This window comes from Rhodococcus sp. MurmanLake-1, assembly GCF_056945715.1.
Map to the genome: position 1 here is coordinate 1 of NZ_JBWZNF010000004.1, position 17,069 is coordinate 17,069.

Consider the following 17,069-nt stretch of genomic DNA (forward strand, 5'->3'; position numbering starts at 1 on the left):
CGGCGGCATCGGCGCAGCCGCACTCTGCGGCGGCGGCGGACAAGGCGACGCACTCATCATCCGCGTCCCCAAGGCGTGAGTGTCTAAATACACCTGAACGAGCGCTCTCGCTCTGCGACGCCCCGTGGTTTTGCTCACACAACTACGGGGCGTCGTAGTTGTTCGGGCACAATGGCCTCATGGCGAACATCTTTGACGTATCCACTCCCGCGAAACGCTTCCGTCTGGTGGCGTGGTGGGAAGCTGTGACCTGGGCGGCCTTGCTGGTTGCCATGTTCTTCAAGTGGGTCCTCGGACACGAAGAAGCGATTCGCATCCCCGGAATGGTTCACGGCACCGCCGGCTTCCTGGTGTTCATCGTTGTTGCTCTGCTGACTGCGTGGTCGCTCAAGTGGGACATCAAGACCACGATCCTTGCGCTGATCTCGAGCGTTCCCCCGTTCGGCACCGTCATATTCGAACGCTGGGCAGTGCGAAACGGCAAGCTCGGTGAGCTGTCCACGGAGTTCGAGGCGTCCAAGGGCAACGCGGCGCTCGTCTGAGTGCTGCATCCCTCTACGTAGCTTCGCGCAACTCGTGACAAACTGGGAGTCGTGACTCGACCAGGTTCCAGGCCCCCCGCGCGTTCGTCCGCAGTTGCTGCCGCCATGAGCGGCGCAGTCGACTTGTCCGCCTTCAAAGAGCGGGCCACGGCCCCACCACCGCCGCGTAACACCAGCGGCGACGGGGCCGTTTCTGCTGTCTCCGGGGCAGTGATCGAGGTGACCGAGGAGAACTTCGAAAGCGAAGTCCTGCTGAAGTCGAGCCAGGTGCCGGTCATCGTCAACATCGGTGGCCGCGCATACGAGCCCTCGGTCGTGTTCACCGAAGTTCTCGAATCATTGGCGGCGCGCGCCGGCGGCAAGTGGATTCTTGCCAACGTCGACGTCGACGTGAGTCCTCGCATCGCGCAGGCATTCGGTGTCCAGTCGGTGCCGACGGTTGTTGCCGTCGCGGCTGGTCAGCCGTTGGCCGATTTTCAGGGCGCTCAGCCAGAGGCGCAGCTCAGCCAGTGGTTCGACGCAGTGCTCCAAGCTGTCGAGGGCAAGTTGAGTGGGCCGGTGTCCGACGGGGACGAACCGGTGGAGGAGGTCGAGGATCCTCGCTTCGTGGCCGCTGAAACCGCGCTGGACGAGGGCGATCTCGACGCCGCCATCGCTGCTTACCAGGTGATTCTCGACGCCGAACCCAACAACGCGGAGGCCAAGAGCGCTGTTCGCCAGGTGAAGTTCATGGCTCGGGTTCAGGGCGTCGATCCCGAGTCGATTGCGGCCGCGGATGCTGATCCGTCCAATCTCGAACTGCAGTTCGCTGCAGCCGACCTGGAAATGTTCGCCCAGCAACCCGAGGCTGCGTTCGCTCGCTTGATCTCGGTGGTATCTCGAACTGCCGGCGACGACAAGGCCGCAGCGCGGACGCGCCTGCTCGAGCTGTTCGAACTGTTCGACCCGGCAGAACCGATCGTCATCGCGGCCCGGCGTAAGTTGGCTTCCGCTCTCTACTGACGTGTGGACCGGCAGCCGCTACTCCGTGTAGCGGCTGTCGCACACTTCCCGGCCACCCAGTACACCGGTCCGGAACGCGTCTACGCGTGCAAACCCGCTCGGCACCGTCTCACCGTTGACGTCACTGGCGGCGAGGCCGTCGGTCAGCAGCCCCGATACGGCTTCGTCGAGGTCGCCGGGGGAGAGTGTGACTTGAGCTCCGGACGCCGCAGCGTTGGTGGGACTGAGCGCTGCGGTGATGACGCCGGACAGGCAGGCGGCGCGCAAGGCAGTCTGCGGAGTGTCGAGCGATTGGCCGTTCTCCTTCTGCATCGCGAGGGTGTACCTCGACGCGAGCAGGACGTAGGCGTTGTAGTCACCGGTGATGTTGGTCTGGATCAACTCACGTCGACCGACGCGACCCGGCGTGCCGCGCTCGGCCAGGTCGTCGACGCTGATTCCGATGGTGTTCGTCGACGGGCAGTACGAGACGGGCTCGGTCGCAACGGCGTCGCTGCACCCGGTGTCTGCGCCGGTGAACACGACCTTCGGCGGCTCGGGTAGATCGAAGATCGCTTGGAATGTCTTCACGAACTCGTCGAGCGTTGCCTCGGTGACAGGCAGTTCTCCGGAGTCGTTGCCTTCGGCGAACTGTTGCGGGAGGTCTGCGCGTCGTGACTCGATTTCGTCGGCGTCCATCTTCGCGCAGGCGCCGGCGCCGTCGGTGAAGCCGATCTGAGTGGCGGTGACGCGCTCGAACGCCGAACCATGGTGGCTCTCAGGATCATTAGGGTCTTCGTCGCGGATGGCGACCGCCGAGGCCAACACCTTGTTGAGGCCGTCGGAGGTGTTCATCGTGAAGTGTGCGGCCTTGTCCTCGGCGACGTGCCGCAAGAAGGCGCCACCGAAACAGTCGGCTTGCTGTTCTCGCACCAGGGCCGCATCTCGTTTGCCGCCGACGATCCCGGCTTTGCGTTGTACGGCGTGGCCGTACTCGTGCGCGAAAATGAAGGCGACGGCCACTTCGCCGAACTTCTCTCGTACCTCGGGCAGTAGCAGTTCGCGATCCCAACCGATGGTGTGATCGATGCTGCAGTACCCGGCGTTGATGAGTTCTTCGGTGGTCTCTTCGCAGAAGTCCGGGCCGTTCGATTCGGTGGGGTCCCACGAGATCAGCTCGTCAACCGGCTCGAAGGGCTTGTCGAACAGAGCCGGGTACTCGGCGGCCCAGTAAGTTTCGATGTCGGTGATGGCGTTGGCCGCCAGGGCGTCGATGTCCCCGCCGTCGGTACCGGTGATTGCTCGGTCCGCATTGGGGGCTCCCGGGCGCAATCCGCTGGGGCCTGCTGTTGCGTCGAGTCCGGCGACGCGGAACGGATCGTGATAGATCGAGACGGCGTGCCCGTTCGTTCCGCTGGCACAACCGGCGAGCAGTGCGGCCACTGCGAACAGTGACGACGTGACAATGACTACTCGCCGGCCGACCATCAACGCTCCAGACTTATCCAAATCGCTCCAGCAGCTGGCAGCGCCACCTGTGCGGAGGCTGGCCGACCGTGCCACGAACGCGACGTTGCCGTGACCGCTCCGAGGTTCCCGACTCCGGAGCCGCCATACACCTCGGCATCGGTGTTGAGAATTTCCACCCATCGGCCGGGCTCTGGTAGCCCGACGCGGTAGCTCGAGTGCTCACTGCCCGAAAAGTTGAACAGGCAGGCGACAATCGAACCGTCAGTACCGTAACGCAGAAAACTGAGGACGTTGTTCTCGGTGTCGTTGGCGTCGATCCAGGAGTATCCGCCGGGGGAGGTGTCGAGGGTCCACATCGCCGGATGGCGTCGGTACGCGGAGTTGAGATCTCCGACCAGTCGCTGGACGCCGCGGTGGAGAGTGCCGGTGTACTGATCGTCGAGTTGCCACCAGTCGAGGCCGCGTTCTTCGGACCATTCCGCGCTCTGACCGAACTCCTGTCCCATGAACAGCAGTTGCTTGCCCGGATGCGCCCACATGTACGCAAGCAGTGAGCGCAGGCCGGAAGCCTTGGCGAAGTCGTTGCCGGGCATCCGGGTCCACAGAGTTCCCTTGCCGTGCACCACTTCGTCATGGCTGATCGGTAGCAGGTAGTTCTCACTCCACGCGTACATCAGCGAGAAAGTGATCTCGTGATGGTGGTAAGTCCGGTGCACCGGGTCGTGACCGAGGAATCCGAGGGTGTCGTGCATCCACCCCATGTTCCATTTCATGTTGAACCCGAGGCCACCGACATTGGTCGCCCGAGTGACTCCGGGCCACGCCGTCGACTCCTCGGCGACGGTGACGACTCCTCGGTGGTTCTTGTGGACGGTGGCGTTCATCTCCTGCAGGAACGCAACAGCTTCGAGATTCTCGCGGCCACCGTGAATGTTGGGAGTCCATCCACCTTCCGGACGTGAGTAGTCCAGGTACAGCATCGATGCGACGGCGTCGACGCGCAGTCCGTCGATGTGGAACTCCTCGAGCCAGAAGAGCGCGTTGGCGACGAGGAAGTTCCGGACCTCGCGGCGACCGAAGTCGAATACGTATGTGCCCCAGTCCAACTGCTCGCCGCGACGCGGATCGGCGTGCTCGTACAACGGCGTTCCGTCGAAACGGGCAAGCGCCCATTCGTCTTTGGGGAAGTGTGCAGGCACCCAGTCGACGATGACGCCTATCCCTGCGGCGTGCAGGTGGTCGACGAACCACCGGAAGTCGTCCGGGGTGCCGAAGCGGGAGGTCGGTGCGTAGTACGAGGTGACCTGGTACCCCCACGATCCACCGAACGGATGCTCGGAGACGGGCAGCAGTTCGACGTGGGTGAATCCGGTTTCGGTGACGTATACGGCGAGTTGCTCGGCCATCTGCCGGTAGTCGAGTCCCGGACGCCACGATCCGAGGTGCACCTCGTACACGCTCATCGGGGACTGCGAAGGGTCGACACCAGCGCGGGTTTCCAGCCAGGCCGCGTCGTTCCATTCGTGCGAACTGGTGGTCACTCGCGACGCCGTCGCCGGCGGTACCTCGGTACCGAATGCCATGGGATCGGCCTTGTCGCGAACCGAGCCGTCGTGGCCGTGGACCCGGAACTTGTACAGCGAACCGACTGCGATGTCGGGCAGGAAGAGTTCCCAGACCCCGGTGGAGCCGAGGACTCGCATGGGGGCGAATTGCCCACTCCACCCGTCGAAGTCGCCGACGACGGTCACGCCGCGGGCGGCCGGAGCCCAGACGGCGAACGAGGTGCCGTCGACGGGTCCGTCCGGTGTCTCGTACGAACGCGGATGTGCGCCGAGGATGTCCCACAGTCGTTCGTGCCGACCTTCGCCGAACAGGTGAAGGTCGAGTTCACCGAGAGTCGGCAGGAATCGGTAAGGGTCGGCTGCGAGAACCGTGTGGCCACCCGGGTACGTCACGGAATAGCGATAGTCGATCAGGTCGGGGTAGGGGACCAGGGCCGCGAATATTCCGTTCGAAACATGTTCGAGAGGAAAGGTTTTGCCGCCGATGACGGCGCTGACGGACTCGGCGTTGGGACGCAACGCTCGAAGAACGGTGCCGTCGGCGTGGGGATGGGCGCCGAGAACACTGTGCGGATCGTGATGTTCACCGCGCGCCAACAGTTCCAGATCGTGATTGTCCGGCGCGATACCCGAAGGGGACTTTTCGGTTGGCATCACTTGCCTCCACCTGCGCGGTGCGCATTGCGTGCTTGGTAGGCCAGAGAGATCCGGGCCGGATACGGAACGGGTGGGAGCGATAGGATGTGCGCCACCGAACGCCAGGGCTCGAGGCGGACGAAATTGGCTTGGCCCCAATTGAACTGCTCACCGGTAACCTCGTCGAGCACGGTCATGTGGTCGTGCCATTCGCGTCCGAGCGCCGGCATGTCCAACCAGACGGTGCCCTCTTCTGCCGCGAACGGGTTGAGGTTGATCACCGTCAGGACGGCGTCACCGGTCGAGGCGTCGAACTTCGAGTAGGCGATCAACGCGTCGTTGTCGATGTGGTGAAAGTGCAGGTTCCGCAACTGCTGCAGGGCCGGGTGTGCACGCCGGATGCGATTGAGTGCGGTGATCCACGGCTCGAGAGATTCGCCTCGCGCTGCCGCTTCGGCGAAACGGCGCGGACGAAGTTCGTACTTCTCGGAGTCGAGGTATTCCTCGCTGCCGGGGCGAACGGCTTGATGTTCGTAGAGTTCGTAACCGGAGTAGACGCCCCACGTCGGCGCCAGGGTGGCGGCGAGAGCTGCTCGCAGTGCAAACATTCCGGGCCCACCGTGCTGGAGGGACTCGTGCAGGATGTCCGGTGTGTTCACGAAGAGGTTCGGTCGGGCCTCGTCGGCCTTTGCCGCCAGCTCGTTACCGAATTCGGTGAGCTCCCACTTTGCAACTCGCCAGGTGAAGTACGTGTACGACTGCGTGAACCCGCGCCTGGCAAGGCCGTACATGCGCGCCGGACGAGTGAACGCCTCGGCGAGGAACAAGACGTCGGGGTCGGTTTTCTTGACCTCCGAGATGAGTGTCTCCCAGAAGTTGGGCGGCTTGGTGTGCGGGTTGTCGACACGAAAGATCTTGACTCCGGCGTTGATCCAGTGGCGGACCACGCGCAGGATTTCCTTGTCCAGACCGCGAGGATCGGTGTCGAAGTTGATCGGGTAGATGTCCTGATACTTCTTGGGCGGGTTCTCGGCGTAGGCGATGGTGCCGTCGGGAAGAACGTTGAACCACTCCGGATGCTTCTGAGCCCATGGATGATCCGGGGCGCACTGCAGCGCGAGATCCAGTGCCACTTCGAGATCCAGCTTGCGGGCCGCAGTGACGAAGGCCTTGAAGTCCTTGAGCGTGCCGAGTTGGGGGTGAACAGCGTCGTGCCCGCCGTCGGCAGAGCCGATCGCCCACGGCGAACCGACGTCGCCGGGTTCGGGGGTGAGGGTGTTGTTGCGACCCTTGCGGTTGATCTCGCCGATGGGATGGATCGGCGGAAGGTAGACGACGTCGAAACCCATTGCGGCGATGCGGGGCAGGTCTTCGGCCGAAGTGCGGAACGTGCCGTGCTGCGGTACTCCGTTCTCGTCCCATCCACCGGTCGAACGGGGGAAGAACTCGTACCAGGAGCCGAACAGCGCACGGCTGCGATCGACGACGACGGGGTGGGACTCGCCCTTGGTGACCAGTTCGCGAAGTGGAGTAGCGCGGAGCAGTTCGGCGACGTCGGAGGCGAAGGCCGGAGCGACGCGAGCAGTCAGCGCCTGATCGCTGCGCAGCGACGCCGTGACGGCCTCGAGCCTGGACCTGTTGCCCCGCGGCACTTCGTGCGCGGCCTTTTCGAACAGGCGCGCACCGATTTCCAGGTCGTTGGCCAACTCGGCCGCCCCTTGCCCGACGGCGAGCTTTGCTTCCACGGCGTGCTTCCAGGTGGCGATGGGATCGCTCCACGCCTCGATCCGGAACGACCACATACCTTCGGCGGACGGCGTGAACACCGCGTCGACGGTGTCCGGTTCGGTCCCGGGATCCATCGGAATGCGCAGCGGCTTGGTACCGCGCGGACCACGCACGACAAGAGTGGCGGAAATGGCGTCGTGGCCTTCTCGCCACACCGTGGCGTGCACCGGGAAGACTTCACCGACCACGGCCTTTGCCGGATAGTTACCCGAGATCTCGGGTACCACGTCGTCGATACCGAGGCGTCCTGACACGGGAAGCTCCATTTCTGATGATGGATCGCGGTAAAACTTTCTTTCGCCGGGTTCAACCGTAGTGGGTGCGACGCTGGAGTGCTGATAACGACGAATTCGGGTCTGTCGGTGGTCAGGTCGGCTCGGGCGTTCGGTTCCACCGGACAGAGTGCAAAGAACTCGACTAGGGTTCGCGGGGTGAAAGCCTTGCGTCGGTTCACTGTCCGAGCCCACATTCCGGAGCGCCTCGCCGCGCTCGGCCCCCTGTCCACCAACCTTCGGTGGTCGTGGCATCCCGAGACACAGGATCTGTTCTCGCGACTCGACCCCGAACTCTGGCAAGCAGTCCAGTTCGATCCGGTCCGCATGCTCGGGGAAGTCAACCCCACCCGTCTCGACGAACTCAGCAGTGACGAGGCATTTCTCGGTGACCTCGACACTGCAGCAGCCGATCTCGATGCCTATCTGAGCACGCCGCGCTGGTATCAGTCTCAGCAGGCCAAGGGCACATCGTTGGCCGGCGGAATTGCGTACTTCTCCATGGAGTTCGGAGTCAGCGAAGTTCTGCCCAACTACTCCGGCGGATTGGGCATCCTCGCGGGCGATCACCTCAAGGCCGCGTCCGACCTCGGGCTGCCGCTCATCGGCGTCGGACTGCTCTACCGATCCGGCTACTTCCGCCAGTCGCTGACCGCCGACGGTTGGCAGGCCGAGCACTACCCGCCGCACGATCCTCAAGGGTTGCCTCTTCGTTTGCTGACGGACGCAGGTCCGGCGTCCGACGACGGATCACCGGTCGTCATTCACGTCGCGATGCCCGGTGGACGAGTGCTGCGTGCGCGAGTGTGGATCGCTCAGGTCGGACGAGTGCCGTTGCTGCTGCTCGATTCCGACATCTCCGAGAACGACGCGGATCTGCGCGGCGTCACTGACCGTCTCTACGGTGGGGACCAGGATCACCGCATCAAGCAGGAGATCCTCGCAGGTATCGGCGGCGTCCGTGCGGTGCGTGCCTACACCGCGGCGTACGGATTGCCCGATCCCGAGGTTTTCCACATGAACGAGGGGCATGCCGGATTCCTCGGCATCGAACGGATTCGGGAACTTGTGACCACCAGCGGTCTGGACTTCGATTCGGCTCTGGCCGCGGTCCGCGCCGGAACGGTCTTCACGACGCATACTCCGGTTCCCGCCGGAATCGACCGCTTCCCGGCGGATCTGGTCCGTCACTACTTCGGCGGAGCGAACGGCGAGAACGAATCGAGTTTGCTTCCCGGACTGACCGTCGACCGCATCGTCGGGATGGGGCGCGAATCCGATCCGTCGATCTTCAACATGGCGCACATGGGTCTTCGCCTGGGCCAGCGAGCCAATGGCGTCTCGAAGTTGCACGGCATCGTCAGTCGCGACATGTTCAACGGTCTCTGGCCGGGATTCGACGCCGACGAGGTGCCGATCGGATCGGTCACCAACGGTGTCCACGCTCCGACGTGGGCTGCGCCGGAGTGGATGGACGTGGCCAGGCGGATCGTGGGGCAGGAGCAACTCGAAGAAGCGCGCGGTTGGGAGCGCCTACACGAGTTGTCGGCCAACGAACTGTGGGAGACACGTAATGCGTTGCGCGGCAAGTTGGTCGACGAAGTCCGTCGTCGCGTCCGAGCGTCGTGGCTCGAACGCGGCGCGACCGAAGCTGAACTCGGCTGGACCACTGGAGTTTTCGATCCCAACGTCTTGACAGTCGGATTCGCCAGGCGCGTGCCTACGTACAAGCGGTTGACGCTGATGCTGCGTGATCCCGAGCGTCTGCGTGCGATGTTGCTCGACGAGAAGCGTCCGGTGCAGTTGGTGGTGGCCGGTAAGTCGCACCCCGCCGACGACGGCGGTAAGGCACTCATCCAGCAGGTCGTACGGTTCGCCGACGAAGCGGATGTGCGTCACCGCATCGTCTTCCTGCCCGACTACGACATGTCGATGGCCCGGTACCTCTACTGGGGCTGCGACGTGTGGCTCAACAACCCACTTCGCCCACTCGAGGCGTGCGGCACTTCCGGCATGAAGTCCGCGCTCAACGGTGGACTCAACCTCTCCATTCGCGACGGATGGTGGGACGAGATGTACGACGGCGAGAACGGGTGGGCCATTCCGACGGCCGACGGTGTTCTCGACGACGTGCGGCGTGACGATCTGGAAGCCAGCGCTCTCTACGAACTTCTCGAGCACGCGGTACTGCCGACGTTCTACGACCGTGATGCAGCCGATCTGCCGACACGCTGGGTCGAGAGGGTTCGCCACACCCTCGAGAATCTGGGCCCGAAGGTGTTGGCATCACGCATGGTTCGTGACTACGCCGTCGACTACTACGCACCTTCGGCGGAATCAGCTCGAGCGGTAGTGGCGGACGATTTTGCCGGCGCGCGTGAGGTGGCCGAGTTCCGTCGTCGCATCGAATCGCAGTGGCCGTCGGTCGCCGTCGAGCAGGTGGACGGTTCCGGCTTGCCGGACACTCCGGAGATCGGTGCGACCATCTCGTTGAGGGCCAAGGTCCGCCTCGGCGGCTTGTCGGTCTCGGATGTCCAGGTCCAGGCAGTCCTGGGACGCGTCAGCCCGGGCGAGGAACTCACCGACGTTGTGACGTTCCCGATGACACACTTCGGCGCCGAGGACGGAACCGAGATCTTCGAAGCCGAGGTCGCGCTTCCGGTCTCCGGTTCCGTGGGATACACCGTGCGGGTGCTGCCGCATCACCGGTTGTTGGTCGATGCGTCCGAACTCGGGTTGGTGACCACTCCGAGCGTCTGACGTATTGCATTCTGCCCCGGTCCGTTCGGTAGGTACCGGGGCAGAATTGTGTCCGCGTGAGAACTGGCTCAGGGACGTGAGTCACGGATGCGGGTGAGCGCCTTGCGGACGACTTCGGGGTTGGTCGTCTCCCAGAAGGGCGGCAGCGATGCGCGAAGGTAACCCGCGTATCTCGCCGTGGCCAGACGCGGATCGAGCACGGCCACCACGCCCTTGTCGTCGGTGCTGCGAAGCAGGCGACCCACGCCCTGTGCCAGGAGCAGCGCCGCGTGATTGGCCGAGACGCTGAGAAAGCCGTTACCGCCATGGGATTCGATGGCTTGTTGGCGAGCCATCAACAGTGGGTCGTCCGGGCGCGGGAACGGAATCCGGTCCAAGATGACGAGGCTCAGCGATGGGCCAGGGACATCGACGCCCTGCCACAGGGACAACGTGCCGAACAGTGACGTGGGTTCGTCCTTGGCGAAGGCCTTGACGAGGGTGCCGGTGGCGTCGTCGCCCTGGCACAGGATCGGGGTGTCGAGGCGTTCGCGCATCGCCTCCGACGCGGCTTTGGCGGCGCGCATCGAGGAGAACAAGCCGAGGGTGCGTCCGCCGGCGGCCTCGACGAGTTCGGCGATCTCGTCGAGATAGACCGGGGAGAGGCCGTCGCGGCCGGGCGTGGGCAGGTGGCGGGCAATGTAGATGATGCCGGCCTTGGCATGGTCGAAGGGCGACCCGACGTCGAGTGAGTTCCAGCGGAAAGCAGAAGCGTCAGAAGGTGCTTCGGTGCCGATGGCGGTACCCGAGTCGGGTCGCACCGACGATTCCGCAGGAAGGCCCCAGTTGACGGCGAGACCGTCGAACGATCCGCCGACGGTCAGTGTCGCGGAGGTGAGAACGACGGTGGATTCGGCGAACAGTCGCGAGCGCAGCAATCCGCCGACGGAGAGCGGAGCCATCCGGACGGAGCGCCGCACCGATCCGCGGAACTCGTCCGAGGACAGCCAGACGACGTCCTTGCGCTTGGCCGGGTCTGGTTCGTCGAAAGCGGTGAGAATACGCACGGCACTGTCGTGGACGTCGTCGACGGACGAGAGCGCAGCGTTGCGGGCTGCAGCGGCTTCGGGGTCTGCGGCTGCCATGCCCGGTTTGGCCGGACCGATTGCGGTGCGCAGCGACCAGGCCGCGTCGCGTATCGCGGCCAGTGCGGGCGCCGCACCGTCCGGGAGGCCTTCCCATCGACCTGGACGCAATTCCTCGAGGAGCCCCGCCCAACCCTCGCCGGCGGCTTCGAGTCGGTCGGCGTCCTGCTCTTCGGCGATCTTGCCGCAACGCCTGGCCGCGGCACTGATCGAAGAAGCTGTGAGATCGGCCGTGGCAACACCGGTGACGCGGTCGACCAATTCGTGGGCTTCGTCGATCACCACGACGTCGTGGTCAGGGAGGATCTGGATGCCGGTGATGGCGTCGATAGCGAGCAGCGCGTGGTTGGTGACGACGACGTCGGCCTTCGACGCCTCGACGCGGGCGCGCTCGGCGAAGCAGTCCTCACCGACCGGGCATTGGTTCTTTCCGATGCACTCGCGGGAGGTGACGCTGACCTGCCGCCACGCCTGATCGGATACGCCCGGTACCAATTCGTCACGATCACCGGTTTCGGTGTCGGACGACCATTCGGTGAGGCGGACGACCTCCCGGCCCAGACGCGAGACCGTGAACGGATCGAACAACTCGTCCTCGGGCGGCTGTTCCGACGCGCCGGTGTGAATCTTGTTCATGCACAGGTAGTTGTTGCGGCCCTTGAGGATTGCGAACTCGGCGCGTCGGCCGAGTGGCTTCTTCAGTGCATCGGCCAGCCGTGGCAGATCTCGATCGACGAGCTGGCGCTGAAGCGCGATGGTGGCAGTGGACACGACCACAGTGCGCCCAGACTCGACCGCATGGCGCAGGCTCGGAACGAGGTAGGCGAGTGACTTACCGGTACCGGTGCCGGCCTGGACGGCCAGATGCTCGCCCGTGTCGATCGAGTGCGCCACGGCCGACGCCATCGTCAGCTGACTGGTTCGTTCGGCACCGCCGAGCGACCGCACCGCTGTCTGGAGCAGTTCGGGAACGTTCGGGAGTTGATCGGCCACCCACGAAGGTTAATGGATCCCTACGTCAGAAACGTCCACGGATGATTCCCGGGGTAGTTCCCCGGCATTCGAGTCTTCTTCCGACGACGCCTCGTCTCGCCCGATCAGCTGCACTCCCGCCTCCTGCATCTGTACCAATGCCGACTCGATCGTGGCAGTCGACACACCTGCGGTGAAGGGGAGAAGGACCGTCGTGGCGAATCCCGCGCGCGCCGCGTCGATGGCCGTGGCCTTGACACAGTGATCTGTGGCAATGCCGATCACGTCGACGTCGGTGATCTTGTGGGCGCGGAGCCAGTCCTCGAGTGTCGTGCCGTCCTCGGCTGCTCCTTCGAAACCGGAATAGGCCGCGCTGTAGGCGCCCTTGGAGAAGATTGCCGAACCGGCGACGGAAGCGTCGAACGCCGGGTGGAACTCGGCGCCGGCCGTCCCGACGACGCAGTGAATCGGCCAACTGTCGACGAAGTCTGGGGTCTCGGAGAAATGCGCCCCGGGATCGATGTGGAAATCGCGAGTCGCGACTACGGCGTCGTACTCGTGGGAGTTGACGAAATCGTTGACGGCCGCCGCAACCGCAGCGCCGCCGTCGACCGCGAGAGCGCCACCTTCACAGAAATCGTTCTGAACGTCGACGACGATCAGTGCTTTAGCACTCACTGGTGCTCACCTCCGGAGAATCGAACGGGCACAGCCGAGTCTCCGCGCGAGAGCTTGAGTCCTTCCCACGGCAGGCTCACGAGCCCGGCCTTCAGAACTGCGCGGCTCTCTTCGAGCGTCGGTGCGCTCTCGACGACCTTGCCTTCGCGAACCAACGGGATCAGCAGTTCGGTCGCGCCGTCCGCCTCGGAAACCGGAGCGGGCGAGCCGGCAGGGTAGATGACTTCTTCGACGATCGTTCCGGTCGGGCGAACCACGCGCAGTGCTTTCTTGGCGCCGCCGCGAGATGCCTTGTTGGTACTTCTCTTCTCGACCGCGATTCCGTCGACCTCGACCAGCTTGTAAACCATGCCTGCCGTGGGCGCGCCCGATCCGGTGACCAGTGAAGTACCCACGCCGTACGAGTCGACGGGTTCGGCGCGCAGAGCCGCGATCGCGTACTCGTCCAGGTCGCCTGAGACGACGATGCGTGTCTTGGTAGCACCGAGATCGTCGAGTTGTTGGCGTACCTGACGAGCAAGAACGCCGAGATCGCCGGAGTCGATGCGAACCCCACCCAGCTCGGGACCGGCAACGGCGACAGCCGTTTTCACACCCTCGGTGATGTCGTAGGTATCGACGAGCAACGTGGTGGATACGCCGAGTGCCGCGGCCTGACCGCGGAATGCCGCTGCCTCGTCCGGACCGTCTTCGGTGGTGTGCAGGAGAGTGAAGGCGTGCGCACTGGTACCTGCGCTGGGTACGTCGTGACGCCGCGCGGCTTCGAGGTTGGAGGTGGCGTCGAAGCCGGCGAGATACGCGGCACGTGAAGCGGCGACGGCGGCCTGTTCGTGTGTACGACGCGAGCCCATCTCGATCATCCGTCGACCGCCCGCTGCGCTCACCATGCGGGCTGCGGCCGAAGCGATCGCGCTGTCGTGGTTGAGGATCGAGAGAATCAAGGTTTCGAGGATGACGCACTCGGCGAACGTTCCGCGGACCGAGAGGATCGGTGAGCCGGGGAAGTAGAAGTCGCCCTCGCGGTAGCCGTCGATGTCACCGGAGAATCGATAGTTGCGCAGCCACTCGACGGTCGTGTCGTCGAGGAATCTCGCAACGATCGCCAGTTCCGGTTCACCGAACCGGAACTGCTCGAGTGCGTCGAGAAGGCGTTCGGTACCGGCGACGACGCCGTAGCGACGACCGTCTGGCAGCCGCCGTGCGAATACCTCGAAACTGCAGTTGCGGAAGGCAGATCCGTCGGCGAGAGCCGCCGAGAGCATGGTCAGTTCGTACTGATCGGTGAGCAGTGCGGTGCTGGCACCGGCGTCGCGGATGTCGGAAATTTGCGTAGGCACGCACACAACTCTATGCGCGAGACGACGTGGGTGGGTGTTGTCGCCTCTCGTCGCGCCGTACCCTGGATACATGGTTTTCGGCGGCGCGACCGTGTCCGACACTTACTCGGCGAACGTAACGATGAGAGGCGCTACGGCTTCCTCTCCTCAAGCCACGCCCGAGCAGTCGGAGGCTGTTGCGACCATCGAAGCCGCAGATCGGCCCTGGGTGACCATCGTCTGGGACGACCCGGTCAATCTCATGCATTACGTGACTTACGTGTTCCAGAAGTTGTTCGGTTACAGCAAAGCCAAGGCCACCGACCTGATGATGCAGGTCCATTCGGAGGGCAAGGCCGTGGTCTCGAGCGGTTCGCGCGACAAGATGGAGGCCGATGTTCGTCGCCTCCACGCTGCCGGTCTCTGGGCCACGATGCAACGCGACGACACCTGAGAAAAGCCCTGAGAAAAGCACTTTTTCGACCGATTTGTTCGCCTAACTCGTAGACGGGAGTCCGACGCGTGCGGACGTGGAGTAGGAAGAGTTCACTCGGCGGAGTGAAGTTCAAGTCCGAGATGGACGGCCACGAGGCGGCGGTTCTGCGCTCGCTCGTGGAGTCGGTGACCGGGCTTCTCGACGAGCGCGCGTCTTCGGCGCCGCAAGACGAGCTCGCCGCGCTGACGGGCCTTCGTACCGGAAATTCGGAGACGCCCGACAATCCGGTGTTGGCGCGTTTGCTTCCCGACTTCCAGCGCACCGATCCGGACAAGGTCGCTCCGGACAGCGACGATCTCGACGACGCCGGCGCCAATGTCAACGGCGCGCTGCGCAGTTTGCACGAGCCCGAGATCATCGATGCCAAGCGTGAGTCCGCTCGCATGTTGTTGGCTTCGCTTCCGGAGGTCGGCGGCAAGGTCGTTCTCACGCAGGAACAGGCCGATGCGTGGCTGTCCTCGCTCAACGACGTCCGTCTCGCGCTCGGAACCAATCTCGGCATCGACGCCGACACCCCGGAGAGCCTCGAACCCGACGACCCGCGCGCCCCGCATCTCGACGTCTATCACTGGTTGACGTGGATGCAGGACTCCCTCGTCCAGGCGCTCATGCCATGACCACGACGCGGACCGGGCCCACTGATTCACTGACAGATGTCGCCGGCCTCGCTGTCGGCCATCACCACAAGCTCGACGAGGGAGCCACTCTCGGAAGCGGCGCAGCCACCGGATGCACGGTCGTGCTCGCGTCGGCCGGTGTGGTTGCCGGAGTCGACGTCCGCGGCGGCGGTCCGGGTACCCGCGAGACCGACCTACTCGACCCGAGCCATTCGGTCCAGCAGGTCAATGCCGTGCTGTTGACCGGCGGTAGCGCCTACGGACTTGCCGCGGCCGATGGAGTGATGCGCTGGCTCGAGGAACACGATCGCGGGATCGCGATGGGTGCTCCTGGTCAGGTGGTACCGATCGTGCCCGGCGCCGTGATCTTCGATCTGCCGGTGGGGGACTGGACCGTTCGACCGACCGGAGACTTCGGATTCCTCGCTGCCGACACCGCTTCGCGCGAATTCGCCACGGGCACGGTCGGCGCCGGGGTAGGTGCCAGAGCCGGAGCGCTCAAGGGTGGGGTGGGAACGGCCAGCGTCGTGATCGCCGACGGCCCGGCCGAGGGTACGACGGTCTCCGCGTTGATCGTGGCGAACCCGGTGGGTTCGGTCTTCGATCCCAGAACAGGCTTGCCGTGGGGCGTCGGCTCGGACGGGGCGGAGTCGTTCGGGCTCAGGCTTCCCGACGCGTCCGAACTCGCGGCGGCCAACGCCGTTGCAGCCAAGGGAACAGTCCTCAACACCACGATCGGTGTGGTCGCCACTGACGCCGCCTTGACAAAAGCCGGGTGCCGACGCGTCGCCGTCGCAGGGCATGACGGTCTGGCTCGTGCGATTCGGCCCGCGCATTCGCCACTCGACGGCGACACGATCTTTGCGCTCGCCACCGGCGATCACACTCCGAATTCGGAGATCGCAGTTCCGGCCGCTTTCCCGAACGATCTGCCGATACTCGACGCGGTGTGCGCGGCTTCGGCGCAGGTTGTCGAACGTGCGATCGTCACAGCGGTTCTCGACGCCACGTCGGTAGCCGGAATCCCGAGCTACCGCGAGCTCTTTCCGTCGGCATTTCTCTAGGCAGCACTCCTGGAATCGGCGGTAATCTCGAATTGAGCCTGGTCGCGAGTGACCGAATCAGAAAACCGGATCGACCGTGGAGGACGCACACGATGACGATGGATTTCAACAATCCGGACTTCGGCACCCGGACGCCGGCACCGAAATCCGGTCCGCCCTCGGTGTGGAAGCAGTCGGCCGTGTTGGTGGGCGGCTTCGCGATCCTGCTCTACGTGATCGAGATCGTGGATGTCATCTCCGGTCAGAACGTCCAGAACGCCGGCGTCACCCCGCGCACGCTCGACGGCCTGTGGGGAATCCTGTTCGCCCCGGTCCTGCACGACGACTGGGCTCACCTGATTGCCAACACCATTCCGGTCCTGATCCTCGGGTTCCTCGTGCTGGTGTCGGGAATTGCGCGCGGACTCGCGGCGACCGGCATCATCTGGGTGATCGGCGGTGTCGGGACCTGGTTGTTCGCCGGCTCGAACTCGAATCACGTCGGTGCGTCCGTGCTGATCTTCGGCTGGGTCACCTACCTGCTGGTTCGCGGGTTCTTCACGCGGAGCTTCACACAGATCCTGATCGGCGTTGCCGTCTTCGTCGTGTACGGCGGAGTGCTGTGGGGCGTTCTCCCGAGCGATCCACGGGTTTCCTGGCAAGGACATCTGTTCGGAGCGATCGGCGGCGTGGTGGCCGCCTGGGCGCTGACGTCGAGGGAGAGGGCCAAGCGCGCAGGGTCGGCGCCGGCCGTCCGACCACCGAGTTTCTGAACGGACGTGGGTCACACCCTCGCTGCGGTGTGACTT

13 protein-coding genes are annotated in these 17,069 nt (G+C 64.5%); 7 read left to right on the forward strand and 6 right to left on the reverse strand.

The window, feature by feature from the left end; translation table 11 throughout:
* The first annotated feature begins 179 nt into the window (after window positions 1-179).
* The gene (locus tag AC2ETI_RS12890) at window positions 180-542 is read left to right on the forward strand and encodes a DUF3817 domain-containing protein (protein ID WP_020908283.1); all 363 of its coding nucleotides are present in this window, start codon (window positions 180-182) and stop codon (window positions 540-542) included.
* A gap of 105 nt (window positions 543-647) precedes the next feature.
* Window positions 648-1,544, forward strand: coding sequence for a tetratricopeptide repeat protein (locus AC2ETI_RS12895; protein WP_020970043.1), 897 nt, complete (start codon window positions 648-650; stop codon window positions 1,542-1,544).
* Between the two features lie 18 nt (window positions 1,545-1,562).
* Here AC2ETI_RS12895 and AC2ETI_RS12900 read toward each other — a convergent pair whose 3' ends face one another.
* From AC2ETI_RS12900 to AC2ETI_RS12910, 3 genes are read right to left on the reverse strand one after another with little or no spacing between them, the layout of a single operon-like run.
* Window positions 1,563-3,011 carry a neutral zinc metallopeptidase gene (locus AC2ETI_RS12900; RefSeq protein ID WP_020970042.1) on the reverse strand — a complete coding sequence of 483 codons (1,449 nt, stop codon included), beginning with the start codon at window positions 3,009-3,011 and terminating at the stop codon, window positions 1,563-1,565.
* Window positions 3,011-5,212 (reverse strand): 1,4-alpha-glucan branching protein GlgB, encoded by a 2,202-nt coding sequence (glgB, locus tag AC2ETI_RS12905; RefSeq protein ID WP_031331511.1) that lies wholly within the window; start codon window positions 5,210-5,212, stop codon window positions 3,011-3,013. Before glgB ends, AC2ETI_RS12900 begins: the two co-directional genes overlap by 1 nt.
* A complete protein-coding gene (locus AC2ETI_RS12910) occupies window positions 5,212-7,236 on the reverse strand; it encodes an alpha-1,4-glucan--maltose-1-phosphate maltosyltransferase (RefSeq protein WP_483634008.1) in 2,025 nt (674 codons plus the stop codon). The genes glgB and AC2ETI_RS12910 overlap by 1 nt, the downstream gene beginning before the upstream one ends.
* Window positions 7,237-7,413: 177 nt before the next feature.
* Here AC2ETI_RS12910 and glgP point away from each other — a divergent pair, with 177 nt between their 5' ends.
* On the forward strand, window positions 7,414-10,014 hold the full coding sequence (gene glgP / locus AC2ETI_RS12915) for an alpha-glucan family phosphorylase (RefSeq protein WP_483634009.1): 2,601 nt from the start codon (window positions 7,414-7,416) through the stop codon (window positions 10,012-10,014).
* 68 nt (window positions 10,015-10,082) lie between these two features.
* On the opposite strand, the gene AC2ETI_RS12920 is transcribed toward glgP, so the two are convergent.
* From AC2ETI_RS12920 to AC2ETI_RS12930, 3 genes are read right to left on the reverse strand one after another with little or no spacing between them, the layout of a single operon-like run.
* Window positions 10,083-12,131: an ATP-dependent DNA helicase gene (locus AC2ETI_RS12920; protein ID WP_019749155.1), complete on the reverse strand. Its 2,049-nt coding sequence runs from the start codon at window positions 12,129-12,131 to the stop codon at window positions 10,083-10,085.
* A gap of 9 nt (window positions 12,132-12,140) precedes the next feature.
* Window positions 12,141-12,788, reverse strand: coding sequence for an isochorismatase family protein (locus AC2ETI_RS12925; protein WP_021333460.1), 648 nt, complete (start codon window positions 12,786-12,788; stop codon window positions 12,141-12,143).
* On the reverse strand, window positions 12,785-14,125 hold the full coding sequence (locus AC2ETI_RS12930; protein ID WP_483634010.1) for a nicotinate phosphoribosyltransferase: 1,341 nt from the start codon (window positions 14,123-14,125) through the stop codon (window positions 12,785-12,787). The genes AC2ETI_RS12925 and AC2ETI_RS12930 overlap by 4 nt, the downstream gene beginning before the upstream one ends.
* A gap of 121 nt (window positions 14,126-14,246) precedes the next feature.
* On the opposite strand from AC2ETI_RS12930, the gene clpS reads away from it, so the two are divergent.
* The 4 genes from clpS (at window position 14,247) to AC2ETI_RS12950 (ending at window position 17,033) form a co-directional block, all read left to right on the forward strand.
* Window positions 14,247-14,558, forward strand: a complete 312-nt coding sequence (gene clpS, locus AC2ETI_RS12935) for an ATP-dependent Clp protease adapter ClpS (protein WP_029255695.1) — start codon at window positions 14,247-14,249, stop codon at window positions 14,556-14,558.
* A 68-nt stretch (window positions 14,559-14,626) separates the two neighbouring features.
* Window positions 14,627-15,217, forward strand: coding sequence for an oxidative stress transcriptional regulator AosR (gene aosR / locus AC2ETI_RS12940; protein ID WP_428691938.1), 591 nt, complete (start codon window positions 14,627-14,629; stop codon window positions 15,215-15,217).
* Window positions 15,214-16,281: a P1 family peptidase gene (locus AC2ETI_RS12945; RefSeq protein ID WP_020908273.1), complete on the forward strand. Its 1,068-nt coding sequence runs from the start codon at window positions 15,214-15,216 to the stop codon at window positions 16,279-16,281. The genes aosR and AC2ETI_RS12945 overlap by 4 nt, the downstream gene beginning before the upstream one ends.
* A gap of 92 nt (window positions 16,282-16,373) precedes the next feature.
* Window positions 16,374-17,033, forward strand: a complete 660-nt coding sequence (locus AC2ETI_RS12950; RefSeq protein ID WP_020908272.1) for a rhomboid family intramembrane serine protease — start codon at window positions 16,374-16,376, stop codon at window positions 17,031-17,033.
* The last annotated feature ends 36 nt before the right edge of the window (window positions 17,034-17,069 follow it).

Excerpts from the sequence above, each read along its gene's own strand:
- AC2ETI_RS12890 (WP_020908283.1), top strand. The coding sequence starts at position 180 with ATGGCGAACATCTTTGACGTATCCACTCCCGCGAAACGCTTCCGTCTG.
- AC2ETI_RS12895 (WP_020970043.1), top strand. The coding sequence starts at position 648 with ATGAGCGGCGCAGTCGACTTGTCCGCCTTCAAAGAGCGGGCCACGGCC.
- AC2ETI_RS12900 (WP_020970042.1), bottom strand. The coding sequence starts at position 3,011 with ATGGTCGGCCGGCGAGTAGTCATTGTCACGTCGTCACTGTTCGCAGTG.
- glgB (WP_031331511.1), bottom strand. The coding sequence starts at position 5,212 with ATGCCAACCGAAAAGTCCCCTTCGGGTATCGCGCCGGACAATCACGAT.
- clpS (WP_029255695.1), top strand. The coding sequence starts at position 14,247 with ATGAGAGGCGCTACGGCTTCCTCTCCTCAAGCCACGCCCGAGCAGTCG.
- AC2ETI_RS12945 (WP_020908273.1), top strand. The coding sequence starts at position 15,214 with ATGACCACGACGCGGACCGGGCCCACTGATTCACTGACAGATGTCGCC.
- AC2ETI_RS12950 (WP_020908272.1), top strand. The coding sequence starts at position 16,374 with ATGACGATGGATTTCAACAATCCGGACTTCGGCACCCGGACGCCGGCA.